Origin of the sequence: Burkholderia sp. AU16741 (assembly GCF_002223345.1) — a bacterium.
Lineage (GTDB): Bacteria > Pseudomonadota > Gammaproteobacteria > Burkholderiales > Burkholderiaceae > Burkholderia > Burkholderia sola.
Genome location: NZ_NKEZ01000002.1, coordinates 108,275 through 125,593, shown reverse-complemented (window position 1 = coordinate 125,593; position 17,319 = coordinate 108,275). Strand labels below are relative to the sequence as shown.

Annotated in this window: 19 protein-coding genes and 1 pseudogene; 13 read left to right on the top strand and 7 right to left on the bottom strand. The window is 60.2% G+C overall.

The window, feature by feature from the left end:
* Positions 1-9: 9 nt before the first annotated feature.
* A complete protein-coding gene (locus CFB89_RS01925) occupies positions 10-327 on the bottom strand; it encodes a hypothetical protein (RefSeq protein WP_089466521.1) in 318 nt (105 codons plus the stop codon).
* Between the two features lie 105 nt (positions 328-432).
* On the bottom strand, positions 433-897 hold the full coding sequence (locus tag CFB89_RS01920) for an Imm10 family immunity protein (RefSeq protein ID WP_218828339.1): 465 nt from the start codon (positions 895-897) through the stop codon (positions 433-435).
* A 152-nt stretch (positions 898-1,049) separates the two neighbouring features.
* On the opposite strand from CFB89_RS01920, the gene CFB89_RS01915 reads away from it, so the two are divergent.
* A complete protein-coding gene (locus tag CFB89_RS01915; protein WP_089466520.1) occupies positions 1,050-1,850 on the top strand; it encodes a cystine ABC transporter substrate-binding protein in 801 nt (266 codons plus the stop codon).
* Positions 1,851-1,968: 118 nt separating this feature from the next.
* Here CFB89_RS01915 and CFB89_RS01910 read toward each other — a convergent pair whose 3' ends face one another.
* The 3 genes from CFB89_RS01910 to CFB89_RS01900 form a co-directional block, all read right to left on the bottom strand.
* A complete protein-coding gene (locus CFB89_RS01910; RefSeq protein ID WP_089466519.1) occupies positions 1,969-2,172 on the bottom strand; it encodes a hypothetical protein in 204 nt (67 codons plus the stop codon).
* A 684-nt stretch (positions 2,173-2,856) separates the two neighbouring features.
* Positions 2,857-4,011 carry an HNH endonuclease gene (locus tag CFB89_RS01905; protein WP_059859883.1) on the bottom strand — a complete coding sequence of 385 codons (1,155 nt, stop codon included), beginning with the start codon at positions 4,009-4,011 and terminating at the stop codon, positions 2,857-2,859.
* A gap of 38 nt (positions 4,012-4,049) precedes the next feature.
* Positions 4,050-4,625, bottom strand: coding sequence for a recombinase family protein (locus CFB89_RS01900; protein ID WP_089466518.1), 576 nt, complete (start codon positions 4,623-4,625; stop codon positions 4,050-4,052).
* A 238-nt stretch (positions 4,626-4,863) separates the two neighbouring features.
* On the opposite strand from CFB89_RS01900, the gene iteA reads away from it, so the two are divergent.
* From iteA to CFB89_RS01845, 12 genes and pseudogenes are all read left to right on the top strand, one after another.
* Positions 4,864-6,024, top strand: coding sequence for an anti-phage ATPase IteA (gene iteA, locus CFB89_RS01895; RefSeq protein ID WP_254208958.1), 1,161 nt, complete (start codon positions 4,864-4,866; stop codon positions 6,022-6,024).
* Positions 5,984-8,413 (top strand): S8 family peptidase, encoded by a 2,430-nt coding sequence (locus tag CFB89_RS01890; RefSeq protein ID WP_179233360.1) that lies wholly within the window; start codon positions 5,984-5,986, stop codon positions 8,411-8,413. The genes iteA and CFB89_RS01890 overlap by 41 nt, the downstream gene beginning before the upstream one ends.
* Positions 8,414-8,622: 209 nt before the next feature.
* A pseudogene (locus CFB89_RS35730) lies at positions 8,623-8,703 on the top strand (hypothetical protein); the annotation flags it as partial.
* A gap of 45 nt (positions 8,704-8,748) precedes the next feature.
* On the top strand, positions 8,749-9,279 hold the full coding sequence (locus tag CFB89_RS33935; RefSeq protein ID WP_144030052.1) for a hypothetical protein: 531 nt from the start codon (positions 8,749-8,751) through the stop codon (positions 9,277-9,279).
* Positions 9,280-9,395: 116 nt separating this feature from the next.
* Positions 9,396-9,617 (top strand): AlpA family transcriptional regulator, encoded by a 222-nt coding sequence (locus CFB89_RS01880; protein WP_089466515.1) that lies wholly within the window; start codon positions 9,396-9,398, stop codon positions 9,615-9,617.
* Positions 9,614-9,892, top strand: coding sequence for a hypothetical protein (locus tag CFB89_RS01875; RefSeq protein ID WP_089466514.1), 279 nt, complete (start codon positions 9,614-9,616; stop codon positions 9,890-9,892). The genes CFB89_RS01880 and CFB89_RS01875 overlap by 4 nt, the downstream gene beginning before the upstream one ends.
* A 361-nt stretch (positions 9,893-10,253) precedes the next feature.
* A complete protein-coding gene (locus CFB89_RS01870) occupies positions 10,254-10,430 on the top strand; it encodes a hypothetical protein (RefSeq protein ID WP_076903401.1) in 177 nt (58 codons plus the stop codon).
* Positions 10,423-10,725, top strand: coding sequence for a hypothetical protein (locus CFB89_RS01865; RefSeq protein ID WP_089466513.1), 303 nt, complete (start codon positions 10,423-10,425; stop codon positions 10,723-10,725). The genes CFB89_RS01870 and CFB89_RS01865 overlap by 8 nt, the downstream gene beginning before the upstream one ends.
* A complete protein-coding gene (locus CFB89_RS01860) occupies positions 10,718-10,930 on the top strand; it encodes a hypothetical protein (RefSeq protein WP_006765346.1) in 213 nt (70 codons plus the stop codon). Before CFB89_RS01865 ends, CFB89_RS01860 begins: the two co-directional genes overlap by 8 nt.
* Positions 10,923-11,270, top strand: a complete 348-nt coding sequence (locus tag CFB89_RS01855) for a hypothetical protein (RefSeq protein WP_089466512.1) — start codon at positions 10,923-10,925, stop codon at positions 11,268-11,270. Before CFB89_RS01860 ends, CFB89_RS01855 begins: the two co-directional genes overlap by 8 nt.
* Before the next feature lie 10 nt (positions 11,271-11,280).
* A complete protein-coding gene (locus tag CFB89_RS01850) occupies positions 11,281-11,607 on the top strand; it encodes a hypothetical protein (protein ID WP_059833457.1) in 327 nt (108 codons plus the stop codon).
* A gap of 112 nt (positions 11,608-11,719) precedes the next feature.
* Positions 11,720-14,596, top strand: a complete 2,877-nt coding sequence (locus tag CFB89_RS01845; protein WP_089466511.1) for a DUF927 domain-containing protein — start codon at positions 11,720-11,722, stop codon at positions 14,594-14,596.
* A gap of 564 nt (positions 14,597-15,160) precedes the next feature.
* On the opposite strand, the gene CFB89_RS01835 is transcribed toward CFB89_RS01845, so the two are convergent.
* Positions 15,161-15,844, bottom strand: coding sequence for a hypothetical protein (locus tag CFB89_RS01835; RefSeq protein ID WP_089466510.1), 684 nt, complete (start codon positions 15,842-15,844; stop codon positions 15,161-15,163).
* Positions 15,845-15,942: 98 nt separating this feature from the next.
* A complete protein-coding gene (locus tag CFB89_RS01830) occupies positions 15,943-17,169 on the bottom strand; it encodes an integrase arm-type DNA-binding domain-containing protein (RefSeq protein ID WP_089466509.1) in 1,227 nt (408 codons plus the stop codon).
* Positions 17,170-17,319 lie beyond the last annotated feature (150 nt).

Here is a 17,319-nt window from a genome sequence, read left to right as displayed (position 1 = left end):
GGCTCGCCCTCAGAACAGGATAAACGCGTCGTTCTCGACGTAGAAGACGAACGCGTCGAGCAATTGCGCGACGCTCGGCTCGTCGATCTGGTCGTGTGCGTTGATCACGATGTCCTCGATCGTCGCGCTGTCGAGCGTGACTTTCCAGCCGGACTGCACCGCAACGACAGGCGCGGCGTCTGCTTCCGCGTCATCGGCATCTTCGAAAAATGCTCCTTCGGTGTCGAGCGTCCACGGCATCGGCGGCAGGTAAAGCCACCCGGAGAAATCGCCGGGACGTTCGAGAATATGGTGCAGCGACACTGCGGTCGTGGAATCGAGCGACATGGGTATTGCGGTAGTATCCGGATTGATTGCGTTGCATCGGCCGCGCGCAACCCGCGGCAGGCCGTGATTATGCCAATTCCGCGCCCGCCCGCCGCCGAACGCCCGTCAGTCGATGCGCAACGTGACCGAGGTTCCCGCAAAAACCGCCGCCAACCCCTGCTTCACGTGTTCCAGCCCGCCCGTCGCGCGCAACGCGATCGTGACAAGGCCCAGCCCTTGCGTCCATCGCGCATCCAGCGCCAGTTCGATATTCAGCATGTCTTCGCGCAGCGAGACGGATTCGACACCGCCATAACCGGCCACGCCGCGCTCGCACACTTCCATGTAGTACGTGTCGAGGCCGAGCGCCTCGTCCTGTTCGTCGTCCTCGGTTCCACGCTGCAGAATCACGTAGTTCGTCGGCGGGTCACGATCCGCGAAGCCGACGACGTGAATGCCGTCCTCGAACGTGTAAGTCGCGACGTCGGCGAAAAATCTGAAATCCATGTCGATCTGCTCCTGGCCCGATGATGTCGGCGTCTTCCAGCGGACGGTTTTCGTCAGATTATTCCGCCTGCGCGAACGCGTCACCGGTTTTCGGTGAAATCGATTGCAATCAGGGCCAATTCGACTTCCGGCGCGGCGCGGTTGCGAGTAGTGTCTACGTGCCCGCATTCCGGCCGCCCCCGGGTCCGACCGATACCCGGCGCTCACCCCACGACACTGAATCCTGGAGATCTGCGATGAAACGTTCGAAGTTCCTGCTGTCCGGCCTGCTGCTCGCGTCGGCCCTCGGCTTCACGGCCGTCGCCGCGCACGCGGAGGACCTGCTCGATTCCGTGAAGAAGGCCGGCGTGCTGCGCGTCGGCCTCGAAGGCACGTATCCGCCGTTCAACTCGCGCGGCACGTCCGGTCAGCTCGAGGGCTTCGACGTCGACGTCGCGAACGCGGTCGCGGGCAAACTCGGCGTGAAGACGCAGTTCGTCCCGACCGAATGGAGCGGCATCATCGCGGGGCTGCAAGCCGGCAAGTTCGACGTGATCGTCAACCAGGTCACGATCACGCCGCAGCGCAAGGAGGCGCTCGACTTCAGCGAGCCGTACACATACTCGGCCGCGCAACTGATCCAGCGCAAGGACGACACGCGCAACTTCAAGTCGCTCGAGGACTTCAAGGGCAAGAAGCTCGGCGTGACGCTCGGCACCAACTACGACCAGATGGCGCGCAGCGTGCCGGGCATCGAGGTGCAGACGTATCCCGGCGCGCCGGAGAAGCTGCGCGACCTCGCCGCGGGGCGGATCGAGGCGACGCTCGACGACCGGCTGATGCTGCCGTACATGATCAAGACGTCGAACCTGCCGCTACGCTCGGGTGCCGTGCTGAACGGCGGCAAGCAGGAGATGGCGATCCCGTTCCGCAAGGGGAACCCGAAGTTCGAGAAGGCGATCAACGATGCGCTCGATTCGCTGCGCAAGGACGGCACGTTGAAGAAGATCTCGATGCACTGGTTCGGCAGCGACGTGACGGTGCCAGTCGCGCAGTAAGCGGTTCGGTGCGCGTTCAATGCGTCACGTTTTTCGCTGCGTCACGTTTTCACTGCGGCGAAGGCGTGACGCGCGGCTGCAGCCGTCTCCCCTCTGCTTCCCCTTTTTCCTTTTTTCGTCAGGCCGCCTCGTCGAAGCGGGCAAGCAGCATCTGGCCAATCGGCGTCAGCGCCGGGCGCGCCGCTATCTCGTTCACGCGTACCTGCGTGTCGTCGACCAGCCGCTTTTCGACGAGCACGGCAAAGGCCGGGTTCGCGAGGTCGACACTGTCGGGCGCGCGCGCAATGCGCAGCAGCATAGAGAATTCATGCGGACTCAACATGGTCCATGTCTCCTGATCGTCCGCGATGCAGTTCGATCAGCGTCGGTCGCGTTTTCGAATGGAATGGATGGGTGGCAGAAGCCGATGCGCTGCCGGGAGCGAGATCCCGGGATCCTGCGCGACGCGGGCATGGCGTCGGATGCGGTCACGCACACCCCGATCGCGACAATGCTGCCGCGGCGAGAAGGTGCAACATTAGAGATGCGGCGTGACGCGGGCGTGACAAGAAAAAGGGGGTAACGACAGCGCTCGCGACATCGGGGCGCGCAACCCCGTGAACGAAAAAGGGGTTACGGAAAACTCCGTAACCCCTTGTCAGATATGGTGCGGCTGCAGGATCGCTAAAAGCGCATCAAGTAACTGATTTTTATAATCATATCAATCTCACGTTTAGCACCACACCCCCAAACATACCCCCAAGCGCTAAACGAGCGCCCCGTATCACTTGCCGGAGTCCAACGTATCTGCCGGAAAACGATGTCCAAGTTGGAGATTTGGAGACAAGTGACATAAGTGCATGTTTGCAAAAAAGAAATCCATCTCCAAACATATCTCCAAAACACACCAAAACTTGGAGATAGCTTTGGAGACACGTCACGGCGAAGAGCCGGCGAATCGCCCCGATCTGGAACTTTCAGCGCAAAGAGCGCCCCGGCCCGCCGCCGCCTAACGGCGCACATTCGATCAAAGATTCTTGAGGTAATCTCGGTAGCGATTCAGCATCGAGCCGATTTCCGTCAGTTGTGGATGTGCCCGAATGCCAATCTTATGCGCGATGTAGTCGCTCATGGGCAAGTCAACGGATCGCTGAAGTTGTCGGTACAGAACGACGACACGCCCCAACCCGAGCTTGTCAAAGTCCTCGCCAGTCAGGTTTTCACCGCTAGCGCATTGGACGGTCCAATTCATAGACTCGCCGAGGTTCAAATTGATGGCGACGGCACCAGTGACAGGCACGATCGCGATAGTGATCGCATCGGGATCACCCATGATCTTTGTGAAGTGCGGATCCTGCTGCTTCATCCAATCTGTTGTGCCCTTCAGCTCGGGCGGCTCTTCATCCGGGCGATGCCATAACCCCTTGTACAACTCGTCGGCATAGCGCGTATCGAGGACACGTTCACCGAAAAGGCAATAGGCCATCCCGATAGCTAATTTCGCCATGAAGCGAAGGTCATATTGCGTGTACATCCTCAGTTGGTTATGACGCTGTTGCTTCGATCGACAGTTCTGAAGAATGTAGGCAATCCGAGCTTCATCGAGTTCGTCAGGGTCGGAGAATCCGATGACCTTCGGATCGAAATCGACGGTTGTGCACATTACTTTCTTGACGCGTCGCCCTGCGAAAGAGTCACGAAACGCTCGCAACGACAAGTCGGGATCCTTGGGTGATCGCTCACTGAATAGGTAATAGGCACGACTGCGCTCAGTCTTGACTGTTCTCGGATTACCACCGGCGTACCAGTACAGCTTCGAGTCGTCTTTCCGCACCCAGTAGATTTGCTCGCCTAACGGCCCGAGCCACGCCTCGCACGTCTCGCCCTCCTCCATCATCGGCGGCCGCAGGTCCGAATGCCCCATACATACAAGCGGCAACCCAACATCCTGATTGGGATCGAAGGTCGAAAAGCTGATCTCGCGAAGCTTCTCAGTGACAAACCAGTGCTTTTCGAAACTGGCGTCGACGAAAAGACCCAAATTGCTGTTGCAGCTTTTGCATACCCTTCTGGTCTTGAAGACATCAGGAACGTACGCCCCACCAAGGAACTGGGGGATAACATGCTCCAGCGTGAATTCCTCGTCTGGCTTCAATTCTCGACAGTAAATGCAGAGCGTCATGTCCGTGGCGTCAAGTAGGTGTCTTTGATTCGGGCGGGTTACGCGCGTAGCCGCACTCGCATTATCGTCTGCCGACTGGTCCGGAACTCCCGAGCTAGAGCAGAAACACTCTCGCCTTCACCAAGTCGCCTCAATACCTCCTCTTGCTGCACGTCTGACAGTGCGGCCGGCCGGCCCATTGCTTTCCCTTCCGCCTTTGCCCGTGCGATGCCGGCCTGCGTTCGCTCAATCAACAAATCGCGTTCAAACTCGGCAACGGCGTTTAAGACCTGCATCGTCATACGGCCGGCCGCGCTTGTCAGGTCAACGCCACCGAGCGCAAGGCAGTGAATCCGAATGCCGCGATCTGCCAACACCTCAACCGTCTCGCGCACGTCCATCGCGTTCCGACCGAGTCGATCCAGCTTGGTCACGATCAGCACATCCCCCTCTTCCATCTTGAGAAGCAACTCGGCGAACCCCGGGCGCTGTTGCGCGCTGACGCTACCGGAAATGCTCTCCGTAACCACCCGACGCTTGTCGACCGCAAAGCCGGCCGCCTCGATCTCGCGGAGTTGGTTAGCTGCCGTCTGGTCGGTCGTACTGACGCGGGCGTATGCGAAGGTCCGGGGCATGCGGCTCTCTCAATATGTTCGAAAAGGATGTCCGAATCATACCTCATGTCCGAAAATATGAAAGCCTTACTTTTGGACACCTCTACACCCCCATGTCCGCAAGGGATCGGTTTCGTACACCCAACCCAAGGTCGTACCGTCTAGGCTAAAATTCGGATCGAATTTCCGAAAAAGCGAATCAATTCCGCCCACATTCGGATCAGAGATACATATTGCCGCATCATAAAAAGGGGTACAGATGGAACATATGTCCGAGGTCCTCAAGATTCTCGACGGCGCGCTCCGTGCGAACGTCCGGATGGCGCTGGACTATGCCGGGCTGCTGGCGCAGAAACTGGAAGATGAGGGATCGCGCGACCAAGCTCGACGAATTCGTGACCGATTGGCTCGTGCCCCTCAGCAGTTCGTCACGCCACAGGGGGCATTGGTTGGAACGCTACCGGTTGATCAAGACTCACGCCTGTCGACTGTCGATGTTCTATATCCGCGCATCGAGGATCTGGATTTGGTCCTTCCCGACGCCGTCGAAGGCCGCTTGAGAGAATTTATCCAGTCGGTCCGATCGTTCGAGAAGCTAGCCGCCGCTGGTGTAGCATTACCGACGCGCCTACTGTTGCATGGCCCCCCCGGGTGCGGAAAGACACTATCCGCGCAATGGATTGCCGCGAACCTTGAGCTACCCTTATTCACCGTCCGTTGCGACACGCTGATTTCATCGCTTCTTGGGCAGACATCCAAAAACCTGAGAAGGGTGTTTGATCACATTCAGACTCAACCCTGCGTCCTGTTTTTGGATGAGTTTGATGCGCTCGCAAAATCGCGTGCCGACGAGCGGGAAATCGGCGAACTACAGCGAGTTGTAATTTCTCTACTGCAGAATATCGACTCTCTGCCGCCGAACACGGTGGTTATCGCCGCAACCAACCATGACCAGCTTCTCGACTCGGCGGTCTGGCGGCGCTTCGCGTTTCGCATTCACTTTCAACTACCTGATGCCGCCTTGCGAGAAGGTTTGTGGCGTCGCCGGCTCAAGACGTTTGCTCCGAAGGACATAAATTGGTCGCGGTTGGTAACGCTCTCTGATGGGATGTCGGGCGCAGCAATCGATTTTGTGGCTCAAGATGCCATGCGCAATGCGGTTCTCAGTGGAGAGGATTTCGTGACTGAAGCAGAGTTGCTGCGTCGTCTCGGACTTACCATAGCCGCTACTCAACGTGTTACCTTATCAAATGTACAGGATGAAATTCGATGGCTGCGTCAGTGGCAGCCGTCATTGTTTTCGCAACGGGCACTAGCGAATCTGTACAAGGTATCCACACGACAAATTCGAAATATTACGGGGGCGTTTGATGGCGCAAATGGAGAACCCGATACTGCGGGTCGATTTATCGGAGCATGACTATCGCGACGCGGGCGGCGGAGGAGGAGGGCCCAAGGAGCTTGTGCCAATAACTCCGCAGTTGCGTAACGAATTAAGAGCCTCTCTCGCCGGAGTGAGACAGGCTCTCAGCGAGACGCTCCGACGATATCCTCAACTGCCGGCCGTTATGGTGATGCATCTGCGGGACACCGCTATTGCAAAAAGCCACCGCCCGGCCACCCTCGCACAAGAGGGACAAACCATACCGATCGGAAACGCCGCACTTGGCGAAGTATTGTTGGCGACTAGCCTCGGTAGCTTCGATGCGATGGACCGAGTCATTGCCACACGCACCACGAGGCAAATCAAAGCGAATCTTTCGGCGATCAGTGGATTTGAGGCGTGGGGTATCGATCGCGTGCTAGACGCAGAGCTTCGCAACCCAGCCGCTCTTGAACGTCTACAAGCTTGGCGAAACGCCGATATACCGATACTCATCGAGCTTTTTCATCAGCCCAACGCTCACTTGCAGCAAGTGGCGGAAGAATTGTTCCAGAGAGTATCAAACCAACTTGGGTTAGATATTTCGGAGCGCCATCCCGGATTAGTTGGGCGAAGCTATCGGGTGCGGAATGCAAATCTCGACAGTTTGCACGCTCTTAGTTTGTTCAGCGGAATCAGACGCATTTTTGCGGCCCCAATGATTGCTCCTGTCCTAGATGTCGCTCCAATGGCAGAGGATCATGGCCCACTCCCGGGTGCTCTAGTCGACATTCCGAACGAAGCTGAAAATTTGCCAATCGTCGGAGTCTTCGACACGGGCATGTTTCCAAATTCTGTCGCACTGGGCCCGTGGGTAGCTGGACGTGAAACTTATGTCCTTCCTCCGGATACAGACTATGTACATGGCACAATGGTGTCGTCGATAGTTTGTGCGGCGCGTCCCCTAAACGGTAACGACATTCGCTTGCCTGATGCTCGCGCTCGAATACTCGATGTCGCAGGAATGGAAGTCGCCAATGCGAATGCTGATGACATCATCGAGCGCCTCCGCGCCGCAGTTCAAGCCCATCCGGCAGTCAAAGTTTGGAACCTGTCGCTCGGCACCGTAGATCCGGCTCCTGAAGATGAGTTCGGGTGGCTTGCACAGCAACTCGATAGAATCTCTGACGAATTCAATGTTTTGTTTGTCGTGTCCGCGGGCAACGAAGGGCCGCCCAATCTACGCGGTTGGCCTCCCGGTGCAGACAATCCTCGCCATCGCATCAGTAGCCCCGGCGATTCGGTAAGAAGCCTGACAGTTGGCGCCCTCGCCCACCGGGAGAATGCTCCTCATACGTTGGTTCACGAAGAAGAGCCTTCACCGTTCAGTCGACGCGGGCCGGGGCCGGTACGGACGCCCAAACCTGACGTTGTTCACTATGGTGGCAATTGCAATCAAATGGCTCAGGTTGTCGGAGCTGGAGTCCATACGGTATTACCGGGCGATCGCCTAGGCATGACCCTCGGGACAAGCTTCTCAGCTCCGATGGTCGCCGCACAAGCGGCGCAGCTCTGGCAGGAACTTGAGCAACGCGGCACCGCCGCCTATCCTGCCCTCGTGAAGGCGCTGCTCATTCATAGCGCCGCAGTACGCTCACCAGAGCGCGATGCAAGCGCACGGAGATTTTACGGTGCAGGGGTGCCGTCCACGTTGCTGGACACGCTCTTTTGCGACGATGACTCATTTACGTTGTTGTTCGAAGTCGATGTTGCTGATCGACGCAAATGGACAAGACTGAACTACCCGATACCCGCATGCCTGCGCCCTGAACCTGACAAGTTCCGTGGAGAAGCATTCGTCACCCTCGTATACAGCCCTCCGCTCGACGCAAGTCAAGGGGCTGAATACGTGCGAGCAAACGTCGACATTAGCTTTGGCCGCGCATCAGTGGTGGATGGCCGCCTAAGCATAAAAGGGCTTGTTCCATTGGAACAGGACGAAAACCTCGCCGATCTGTACGAAACCGCTCGAATCGAAAACGGCTATAAGTGGTCGCCGGTTAAGGTGTATCGCGAGCGCTTCCGAAACGGTATTACTGCCGCGAATTGGGCGTTGCAAGCGAGCATAACTCGACGCTTCGGTGAGTTGATCCCCCCCCGAGCCGCAGCGTGCCGTCATTTTGGTGACGCTACGCGCACTCGAAGACGGTTTGCCTGTTTATGCGGACGGCATTCGAGCGCTTGCCACATCGAACTGGACTGCAAACCCGATCTCTCAACGACTCAATATCGCAAGGTAGTTTTGCGCTATCCGGCTACGCGGAGGGAGTATTCCCCTCCGCGTTCATCGTCCTTCAACATCTCGCAAATTTTCAATTGCGTGCATCGCTGCCTGGCGATGCCCATGCCCTCTTGCTCGTGCGAAAATGCAGATCGCCGAGCCTAGGGTGGCCCCCAAAAACCGGACGCCTTCTCCGGCCGGCTCGACGCCGGTTCTGAAGGGCGTAGGGAGACCTCTCATTGTTTGTCGTTAACGGTAGACGACTTGGTTCCGTCCAAGCGCGGCGACGCGTTCGGAGTTGGTTTCAAATCCCAGATTGGCGTAACCCGTCCGCATACCCACCAGCGTCCGTAAGCGGTGACAGATGGGCGTGGGAATTTTTGCGCAGAAATGAAAAGTTCATCAAGCAGCAGGCCGATTTCTGCAACCGCTTAGCACGCGTTCCTCACGAGCAGCGCCTTGCATCACACCCCGACTTCGAAGCACATTCGAAATTCCTCATGGACTGGGGTATTGACTATTGGTACCCACCGTCTTGGGTGTGGGGCTGGCCGCTAACTCTGGATGATGGAACCCAACAATTCGTGAACATGGAATTTGATGCGCCATGCGGGTTCATTAGTGGCCCTGTAGACTCGTCACGATACTTTGACCGACCGTTGCGCGATACGGAGTACAGGGTGATTTTTGATGCCTCTATGCCAATTTCTCGGCAGCTAGAGCAAGTGAAATCCGTGCTTGAATTCCAGCAATCTAAACTCCCTGCTGCGCGGAAAGCTGCTAGACCTCGATGGAGTTTGTTACCTCGATATCTGCGTGCATTCGACGGGTTTCGTGCAATGAAAGACCTTGGGTTATCCGAAGCGTTGGCACTGAATGAATTGGCAGATCAGTTCATGAGCGAAAAGATGGACGTCGATGACATCGACTATGTTCAAGATGCAAGAAACGCGCTCGATGCAGCTCGTCGGTATATAGAACACGACTATCGAGTGTTGCCGATCATGAGAGGGGCCCCGGTGTCAAGGTAGAAACATCGACCCTATAGATATAGCTGCCCTAAACCTGACGTTTGCGCTGCCGTGGAAATGACGACACTACTCTCGTGCCGTGCAGTCCCGCGCGGTTCCATTTCACCGGAGCGCAAATGGAAGTACAAAACCCGCACCCTTCCCTCACCGCAAATCGAGTTGTTCGCCTGCGTCCACTTACCGAACGCATCGGATTAAGCAAAAGCGAGATTTATCGGCAAATTCAGGCTGGGACGTTTCCTCGCCCCATTCCGCTTGGCGTGCGGGCTGTTGGCTGGCTCGAACGGGACGTCGAGGCATGGCTCGCCGCACGTGCGAATCGGAGCCAGACACAATGACGACCGACTCATTAAACGTGCGCGCAGCAGCACGAGCAGAGAAAAAGAGAGCCGACGCGGCATTTTACGAAAGTGAGCTGGAGCGCCAGCGTGAGCGCTTGTCCGAAGCGCGCGGGCGCTGCACGGACGAAGTGCGGCGCGAAGCGGCTTGCTGGATCGCGACGGCGGCGACCGTGTTTGAGCGCGACGCCGAGCGTATTCCGTCTCGTGCTAAGCGCGCGGTCGAACTCCTGAAGCATGCGGTTTTCATGCTCGATCCGAAGGCCCCGGCGTGATGTCCAACCAAAGTCACTTTGCCGCGACGAGTGGTGCGGGACGGTGGCATCGTCCGCCGCCGTTTCTGCTCCGTCCCTTCATCGATTTGCACATCGCAGCGGTGCGCAGTATCCTGTGGGCGTCGCTGAAACAGCAGCGGCCCGGGATTTGCAGCCCGGAAAATGTCGGCGGACGGCCGCCAATGAGCGGCTTTTTTACGTCCGTGTGCCTTTGCACGCCTTTTTCAATGGGTGGGCGATGGTGGGGAGGCTTCGGCCTGCCGGTGCCGACGTTCCGGTCTGCAAACCCTGCTATTCGCCCGCCCACCCCAATTTGCAGTGGGGCGCGGGCTTCCGAAACGCTAACGTCGGAGGTCGCATCTTGCGCCAGTCCACGCACGCCCATACCGGGCAGCAATCCCACCTCATTCGATCCATCGTCCGCGCAGCACTGCGCGACGCGGCAACCGCCAGCACGTATCAGGATGCGCTCGACGCAACCGGCGCGGCACTGGCCGCAATCGCAGCGCTCGTTCGTGCGGAGGTGCGCCATGGCTGACCTGCGCTGCAAGATCGGCGATCTGGCGATCGTCACGAAGTGTGACGCTCGCTCGCGCATCGGCATGCTGGTTGAAGTGGCATCGGCTCGCCCGACGCCCGATCACGATTGGCGCGTGCGGATCTTGGGCGGCCCCGTCTCGGGGCGTAGCGTCTGCGGTCGCCGGTCTGGCGATTTCGCGCATGCGGCCGTCTACGACTGGAACCTCACGCCGATTCGCGGCAAAGCGGAGCTGGATTGCACGATCGACGTCGGGCAACTCCTCGCGTCGATTCTGGAGGTGCGCCATGTCTAAATACCGCCTGCCGAACGAAGTCACGATGATCGCCATGTGTGCGGCCCATCAGTTCGCCCAGCTCGAAGCGCTGTTCGATGCTGTCCGGTCGCATCTTGCGGAGGGTACCTACGAGCGCGCGCTCGTCGACATGGGGCAAAGCGTTGCAAGCCGGTATTCGGCTGAAATGCGCCGCACTGCGCAGCCGGAGGTGTGTCATGACTGACCAGCGCATCCGAACCGCGGTTGTCGACGGATTCGACAATGCGCCGCCGCTCGATACTGGCGCTCCGATCGAGCTGCAATTCGCCGTCGACCTTGGCGCGATCTGCGCCGACGCATGGCTCGACCTGAAAGGCGACGTGCGGCTGCACGACTACGCGGTGCATCAAGCCGCCGCGTTCGCACGCGGCATGGAAGCCGCCATGCAGGACGCGGGCGACGTCGACGCGCACCGTGTGACGATCAGCCGTCAGGCGTTCGCGGCCGGTCTGATGGGGCGCGTGCAACAGCACCTGTTCGCGGCGCTCGGGCTCGTCACGCGCGAACCGCATACAACGCACTGAGGGGGCGGTCATGGCAAAGACGAACAAGAATGCCGTGCAACCGCTCGCGTCGCACTTCGTGGCCGAGGTGAACCGGCCGGACGGCAACCGCATCGGCACGCGGATCAGCGATGCGATGGAGCTGCTGGACAGCCTGCATTGGGCGGCCGACAAGGCTATGTCCGATGACGACTACTGGCTTGTGCTGAGCCTGTTCCGCGCGTCCCTGCCGTCGATCGGCGCGGCGCTGGAGGCAGCCAACGACGCCCTTGGCGAGTCGCGACTCGGCCGCTACGTCTACAGCAACGACGTCACGGCCGGCGGGGCCGTTCTGTCGGTGCCTCGCGCGGCCGGCTGACGTTGCGCCGCTAGGCATCGCCGCATCATTCAATTCTTCGCGCGTCGGGTAGCTGCTTGCCCGATATGGACTACTAATCGGGAGTCTGCCGACGCGCGTCCAGTGGGAACCTATGAGTCACGCACTCCTATCCGAATTCGAGCGGGCCCGCGTCGCGCTCGGATATATCGCACCCGACGACCGCGACACGTGGCATCAGGTCGGGATGGCGCTCAAGGCCGAGTTTGGCGAGGAGGGCTTCGCCCTCTGGAACGAATGGAGCCAAGGCGCGCAGAACTACAACGGCAAGGACGCGCGCGATGTGTGGAAGTCGTTCAAGGGCGGCAAGATTACCATCAACACGCTGTTTCATCTCGCCAAGCAAGGCGGCTTCGATCCGCGCGCGCATCGGGCCAAGCCGGTCGATCCAGCGGAGCGCGAGCGGCAGAAAGCCGAGCGCGCGGCCCGCGAAGCGGCCGAGCTGGCCGAGCTGACCGAGAAGCAGCAAGCCGCGTCTGCGCTCGCTGAATCGCTCTGGTCGGCGGCCGAGCCTGCGTCGGCCGATCACCCGTACCTCGTTCGCAAGCGCATCCCGGTCGACGCGCTGCGTGTCTTTCGCGGCGGCTTGTGCATCGGCACGGCCGCATGCGACGGCGCCCTCGTCATCCCGGCGCGTGACGCGGACGGCAAGCTGTGGACGCTGGAGTTCGTCCTCACGGACGGCCAGAAACGCTATCTGCCGAACGGCCGCAAGGCGGGCTGCTTCTCGCTGATCGGCGGCCCGCTATCTTCCGCGCCGTCCACGCTGCTGATTGGCGAGGGCTACGCCACGTGCGCGACGCTCGCGGCCGCGACGGGCTATCCGGCCGCCGTTGCGTTCGATGCCGGCAACCTGCACGCGGTCGCGACGGCGCTGCGCGGCCAGTATCCGGACGCCCGCATCGTCGTGTGCGCGGACGACGACCACACGACGAAGGGCAATCCGGGCGTGACGAAGGCTCGCGCGGCGGCCGAGGCTGTGGCGGGCATAGTCGCCGTGCCCGATTTCGGTCCGAATCGCCCAGCGGCCGGCACCGACTTCAACGACCTGGCTGTCCACCTCGGCCCGGATGCGGTGGCCGCCGCCGTGCGCGCCGCGCTCGCGCCGGCCGGCGCGGCGGATGCGGGCAAGCCCAAGGTCGCGCCAGCCGCCGCGAAGCCCGCCAAGCGCCCGAAAACGGCCCGCGCGCAGGACGGCAAGTCGCGGTTCGTCGTCGACGACAAGGGCGTGTGGTTTCACGGCTTCAACAATCAGGGCGACCCGCTCCCGCCGCATTGGGTCAGCACGCGTATCGACGTGATCGCGGAGACACGAAACGAGATGAACAGCGAGTGGGGCTACCTGCTCGAATTCACGGACCGCGACGGCATCCTGAAACGATGGGCGGTGCCGGCTGGCCTCTTTGCTGGCGACGGCACGGAGCTGCGCCGCATGCTGCTCGACATGGGCGTGAAGCTCGGCGTGACGCAGATCGCCCGCACGCAGATCGCCAACTATGTCCAGATGGCGCAGCCGGACGAGCGCGTGCGCTGCGTGCCGCGCGTCGGCTGGCATCACGGCGCGTTCGTGCTGCCCGATCGCGTCATCGGCACCGGCAAAGAGGCGCTGATCTATCAGGCCGATACGCCGATCCAGAGTCAGTTTAAGGAGCGCGGGACGTTGGACGACTGGCAACGCGAGGTCGCAGCCTACTGCGTCGGCAATAGCCGGCTGCTGTTCTGCGTCGCAACCGCCTTCGCTGGTCCGCTGCTGCACTTCTCCGGGCTTCAGTCGGGCGGCTTTCACCTGCTCGGCACGACGTCCAAGGGCAAGTCGACGGGCGGCGTCATCGCCGCGTCCGTGTTCGGCTCGCCGGACTACGTGCGGAGCTGGAAGGCGACCGACAACGCGCTCGAAGCCGTCGCGACGCAGCATAGCGACGCGCTGCTGATCCTCGACGAAATTGGACAGGTCGAGCCGCGCTTGGTCGGCGATGTGATCTATATGCTCGCGAACGAGTCGGGCAAGGCCCGCGCGTCGCGTAGCGGCTCGGCCAAGCCCGTGCTCACGTGGCGGCTGCTGTTCCTGTCGAACGGCGAAAAGAGCGTGTCCGCGTTGATGGCCGAGGGCAACAAGCCCATGAAAGGCGGTATCGAGGTGCGCTTGCCGGCGATCCCGGCCGAGGTCGGCGAAATGGGGGTGGTGGAGAAGCTGCACGGCTTCCCGACGCCGGCCGCGCTGATCGAGCATCTAGAGCGGCACGCCGGCATGCACTACGGCACGGCCGGCCCCGCGTTCATCGAATGGGCGTCGTCGCAGGCCGGAGAGCTGGCCGAGCATCTGCGTGTGCGCGTCGATGAGCTGGTCGGGCAATGGGTGCCGGACGGCTCGCATTCACAGGTCGCGCGCGTCGCCAAGCGGTTCTGTCTCGTTGCGGTGGCCGGCGAGCTGGCGACGGCGCACGGGCTGACTGGCTGGCCGCAGGGCGAAGCGGTCGAGGCAGCACGTCGCTGCTTCGAAGGCTGGCTCGAACTACGCGGCGGCACGGGCAACTCCGACGAAGCGGAAGCCGTGCGGCAGGTACAGCATTTCCTCGCCGCACACGGCGACAACCGTTTCGTGTGGATGAACCGGGCGCAGGACGACCATCGGCCGAACGTGCCGCATCGAGCGGGCTTCAAGCAGCACGTGAAACGCGACGAGCGGCGCACGCCCATCGCATCCGATCGCGAGTATTACGCCGAGTTCGGCGGCAAGATGAGCGCCGACGATGCCGAAAGCGTCGAAACGGAATACCTGATCGAAGCGGCCGTATTCCGCAAGGACGTGTGCGCCGGCTTCGATCACAAGATCGTCGCCAAGGCACTGATGAAGCGAGGCGTGCTGATGCCGCGTAGCGACGGCTATCCGTACCGGCAGGAATACATCCCCGGTCACGGCAAGTTCATGGTCTACCGTGTGCTGCCGTCGATCTTCACGCTTGAGCTGTGAAAAGCACCGCCGCCGTCCGGGAGGGCGGTGGCGGGCGTTCCTTTGCGCGGCATTTTTCACCCGCGTGTCAAAGTTACTTTGAGCGATCCGCTCCAGATGGAACGGGGCGAGCGCTTGCTGCGAATCTTGCCTCAGCCGTAACAATCCAGCCCGGTTTATCTCCAGTATCTCCAGCGTTCTCCAAATCGTTTGGAGACACGCGAAGCCTTACCCCATAAGGCTTTGAGGCCGATTCAGACGTTTATCTCCAAATCTCCAACTCGTTTTGCACTGAGCGGACAGGCGTCGATCGCCGGTATCGACCACAAAGCCAGACGGGGCACGGCTCTCCGGGATTCGACGGGCGTCGAAAGCACATTTTCGAGGGGGGTGTCCGCGACGCGCACCGATCCGGCATTGTTGCGCCCGTGGCAAGTGTCGGGGTGGCCGGAAAGCGGGGGACCCTGCGTCTAGGCCAAAGACGCGGGGGCTCACACCCGCGTGTTTTCTCTAGTCGCGACACCCCAAGGGGGGTCATATTCATAGTCCGGGACAACTGCTTGTCGCAGCGTCATCCCATCACTGTCACGTGGAAATGTAGAAAGCCAGCTTGAACAGGCAAACCAGCATAGCAACTGCTGAAAGTCCGAACGGAACAGCAACGTCTACCCCTGCACGTGAGGCTCCGGCTGCACGAATCAGACTTGAGGCGATTACTCTAACTCGCTGTCTCCAACTGAGCCGATACTCGGGCATGCGGCCGCCGCTTCGCCCGTAGGAGGCTCGCGATATCCATTCAGCGTACAAGTCGACGCTTGCCCTCCCAGACCACCAACTATCAGGTTTTTCCAGAGCAACCTGGACATCCACTTTGCTCGCCCGCCCAAACTGCTTCATGCGGTCTTCGAGCGTGTCATCCATGAAGTCCTCAAGGTCTTTGAAAATCGTAACCGGTCGAAGCCGCTTCAAATGTCCCGTTACTGCAGCGCCGATATATTCCTCAACTACTTGCGCCCGAATCACAACGAACAGCTCCGAAACGGCGGAAATCTCGTCCACCGTCTCTGTAGCATAGCGATAGCGTAGGAACATATAGATGAGAGTCGCTGTAAGAGCGACCCAAATCTTGAAAGGGCTTACATTTCCGACTTCGGCGAATCCTAGTAGCGTGCCGGTGGGCTTGAACGACAGATGGAAAAACGCGATCGCAAGAATCGCCGCAGAGAGCACCACAACATTGCGGCGCAGTTTGTCGGGCATGTCATCCATGTATTCACCGTCTTTTGTCTTGGATTGCCGGCCAGCAGACTAGGCAAAAGCTAAGGCCGTACATCGACCATCAGGATTCCGCAGTCCTCGCACTCGATTCAGTGCGTCAAAAGGACATTGCGCAACTCGACAACTTTTGCCCCGGCCTGCTGTTCCAAATAGTCGGCCCACCACTGCATCATGCGATGTCGCTCAGACAGATACTCGGCATGGTTGTATGCCGCCCGCACACCGTCCTGCTCTGAGTGGGCGAGCTGGCGCTCGATCCAGTCGGAATTGAATCCCTTCTCGTTCAAGATCGTTGACGCGAGACCACGAAACCCATGCCCGGTCATGCGGCTGCGATAGCCCATACGGTACAGAGCGTAGAGAATCGTGTTTTCGCTCATCTGCTGCAACGGTCTGCGGCTGTTCGGGAACAGCCAGCGCCGGTGGCCCGTAAGCGCGCGCAGCTCGGAAAGCAGCGCGATCGTCTGCTCTGCGAGCGGCACGATATGCACACGGCGCATCTTCATCTTCTCGGCCGGAATGCGCCACTCTCGGCGCTCCAAGGCGATCTCCGTCCACTCCGCCTGCCGCAACTCGATAGTGCGAACGAACGTCAATGCCAGGAATCGCAGAGCGAGCCGAGTCTCCGGCTCGCCCTCATAGGCCGCGATCGAGCGAAGCAGCTCCGGTAGCTCGCTTTCGCCGACTCGCGCCATATGCTTGACTGGCACCGCCTTCAATGCGCCTCGCAGGTCCGGCGACGGATCTCGCTCAGCGCGGCTCGTCGCGACGGCATAGCGAAACACTTGGCCGCATGTCTGCAACGTCTTGCGCGCCGTCTCGAACGCCTCTCGACCTTCGATTCGTCGAATGACCGCGAGCAAATCCGGTGCGCCGATCGAAGAAATCGGACGCTGGCCGATCAGGGGAAACACCTCGCGATCGAGCTGTTTCTTGACTCGGTTCGCGTGCGAAGCGCTCCATGTCGCTTGCTGCGCCTCGTACCACTCCAGCGCGACGGCCTCGAAGGTGTTCTGTGCGGCAATGGCGCGAGTCTGCTTCTCGACGTCACGCTCGAACGCAGGGTTCTTCCCTTCCGCTAACAACCGCTTCGCTTCGTCACGCCTCGAACGCGCATCAGCGAGCGACGTCGCGGGATAGTCGCCGAACGTCAGCAGGTTTTCTTTGCCATTGAACCGGTATTTGAGCCGCCACTTCTTCGAACCGCTGGAGCGCAGATCAAGGAACAGGCCGCCACCGTCGAAGAGTTTGTTTCCCCCGGCCTCATCGAATTTCGCGTTGCGGCACTTGGCGTCGGTAAGAGGTTTGCTTTTCATTGTTCGTCGGGGGTACGGCATACCCCCAAATCCCCGAAGTCATACCCCGAATCTTACCCCCAAATTTCGGGGATGCCCCGGTCTCACTCGGGACTTCCGGAAACAAAAAACCCGCGTCAGCGCTAGGCTGGACGCGGGTTTTGGGACTTC

What these genes read in the sequence shown, in the direction of transcription:
- CFB89_RS01925 (WP_089466521.1), bottom strand. Translation starts at nt 327, where the DNA reads ATGTCGCTCGATTCCACGACCGCAGTGTCGCTGCACCATATTCTCGAA.
- CFB89_RS01915 (WP_089466520.1), top strand. Translation starts at nt 1,050, where the DNA reads ATGAAACGTTCGAAGTTCCTGCTGTCCGGCCTGCTGCTCGCGTCGGCC.
- CFB89_RS01910 (WP_089466519.1), bottom strand. Translation starts at nt 2,172, where the DNA reads ATGTTGAGTCCGCATGAATTCTCTATGCTGCTGCGCATTGCGCGCGCG.
- CFB89_RS01905 (WP_059859883.1), bottom strand. Translation starts at nt 4,011, where the DNA reads ATGACGCTCTGCATTTACTGTCGAGAATTGAAGCCAGACGAGGAATTC.
- CFB89_RS01900 (WP_089466518.1), bottom strand. Translation starts at nt 4,625, where the DNA reads ATGCCCCGGACCTTCGCATACGCCCGCGTCAGTACGACCGACCAGACG.
- iteA (WP_254208958.1), top strand. Translation starts at nt 4,864, where the DNA reads ATGGAACATATGTCCGAGGTCCTCAAGATTCTCGACGGCGCGCTCCGT.
- CFB89_RS01890 (WP_179233360.1), top strand. Translation starts at nt 5,984, where the DNA reads ATGGAGAACCCGATACTGCGGGTCGATTTATCGGAGCATGACTATCGC.
- CFB89_RS33935 (WP_144030052.1), top strand. Translation starts at nt 8,749, where the DNA reads ATGGACTGGGGTATTGACTATTGGTACCCACCGTCTTGGGTGTGGGGC.
- CFB89_RS01880 (WP_089466515.1), top strand. Translation starts at nt 9,396, where the DNA reads ATGGAAGTACAAAACCCGCACCCTTCCCTCACCGCAAATCGAGTTGTT.
- CFB89_RS01875 (WP_089466514.1), top strand. Translation starts at nt 9,614, where the DNA reads ATGACGACCGACTCATTAAACGTGCGCGCAGCAGCACGAGCAGAGAAA.
- CFB89_RS01865 (WP_089466513.1), top strand. Translation starts at nt 10,423, where the DNA reads ATGGCTGACCTGCGCTGCAAGATCGGCGATCTGGCGATCGTCACGAAG.
- CFB89_RS01860 (WP_006765346.1), top strand. Translation starts at nt 10,718, where the DNA reads ATGTCTAAATACCGCCTGCCGAACGAAGTCACGATGATCGCCATGTGT.
- CFB89_RS01855 (WP_089466512.1), top strand. Translation starts at nt 10,923, where the DNA reads ATGACTGACCAGCGCATCCGAACCGCGGTTGTCGACGGATTCGACAAT.
- CFB89_RS01850 (WP_059833457.1), top strand. Translation starts at nt 11,281, where the DNA reads ATGGCAAAGACGAACAAGAATGCCGTGCAACCGCTCGCGTCGCACTTC.
- CFB89_RS01845 (WP_089466511.1), top strand. Translation starts at nt 11,720, where the DNA reads ATGAGTCACGCACTCCTATCCGAATTCGAGCGGGCCCGCGTCGCGCTC.
- CFB89_RS01835 (WP_089466510.1), bottom strand. Translation starts at nt 15,844, where the DNA reads ATGGATGACATGCCCGACAAACTGCGCCGCAATGTTGTGGTGCTCTCT.
- CFB89_RS01830 (WP_089466509.1), bottom strand. Translation starts at nt 17,169, where the DNA reads ATGAAAAGCAAACCTCTTACCGACGCCAAGTGCCGCAACGCGAAATTC.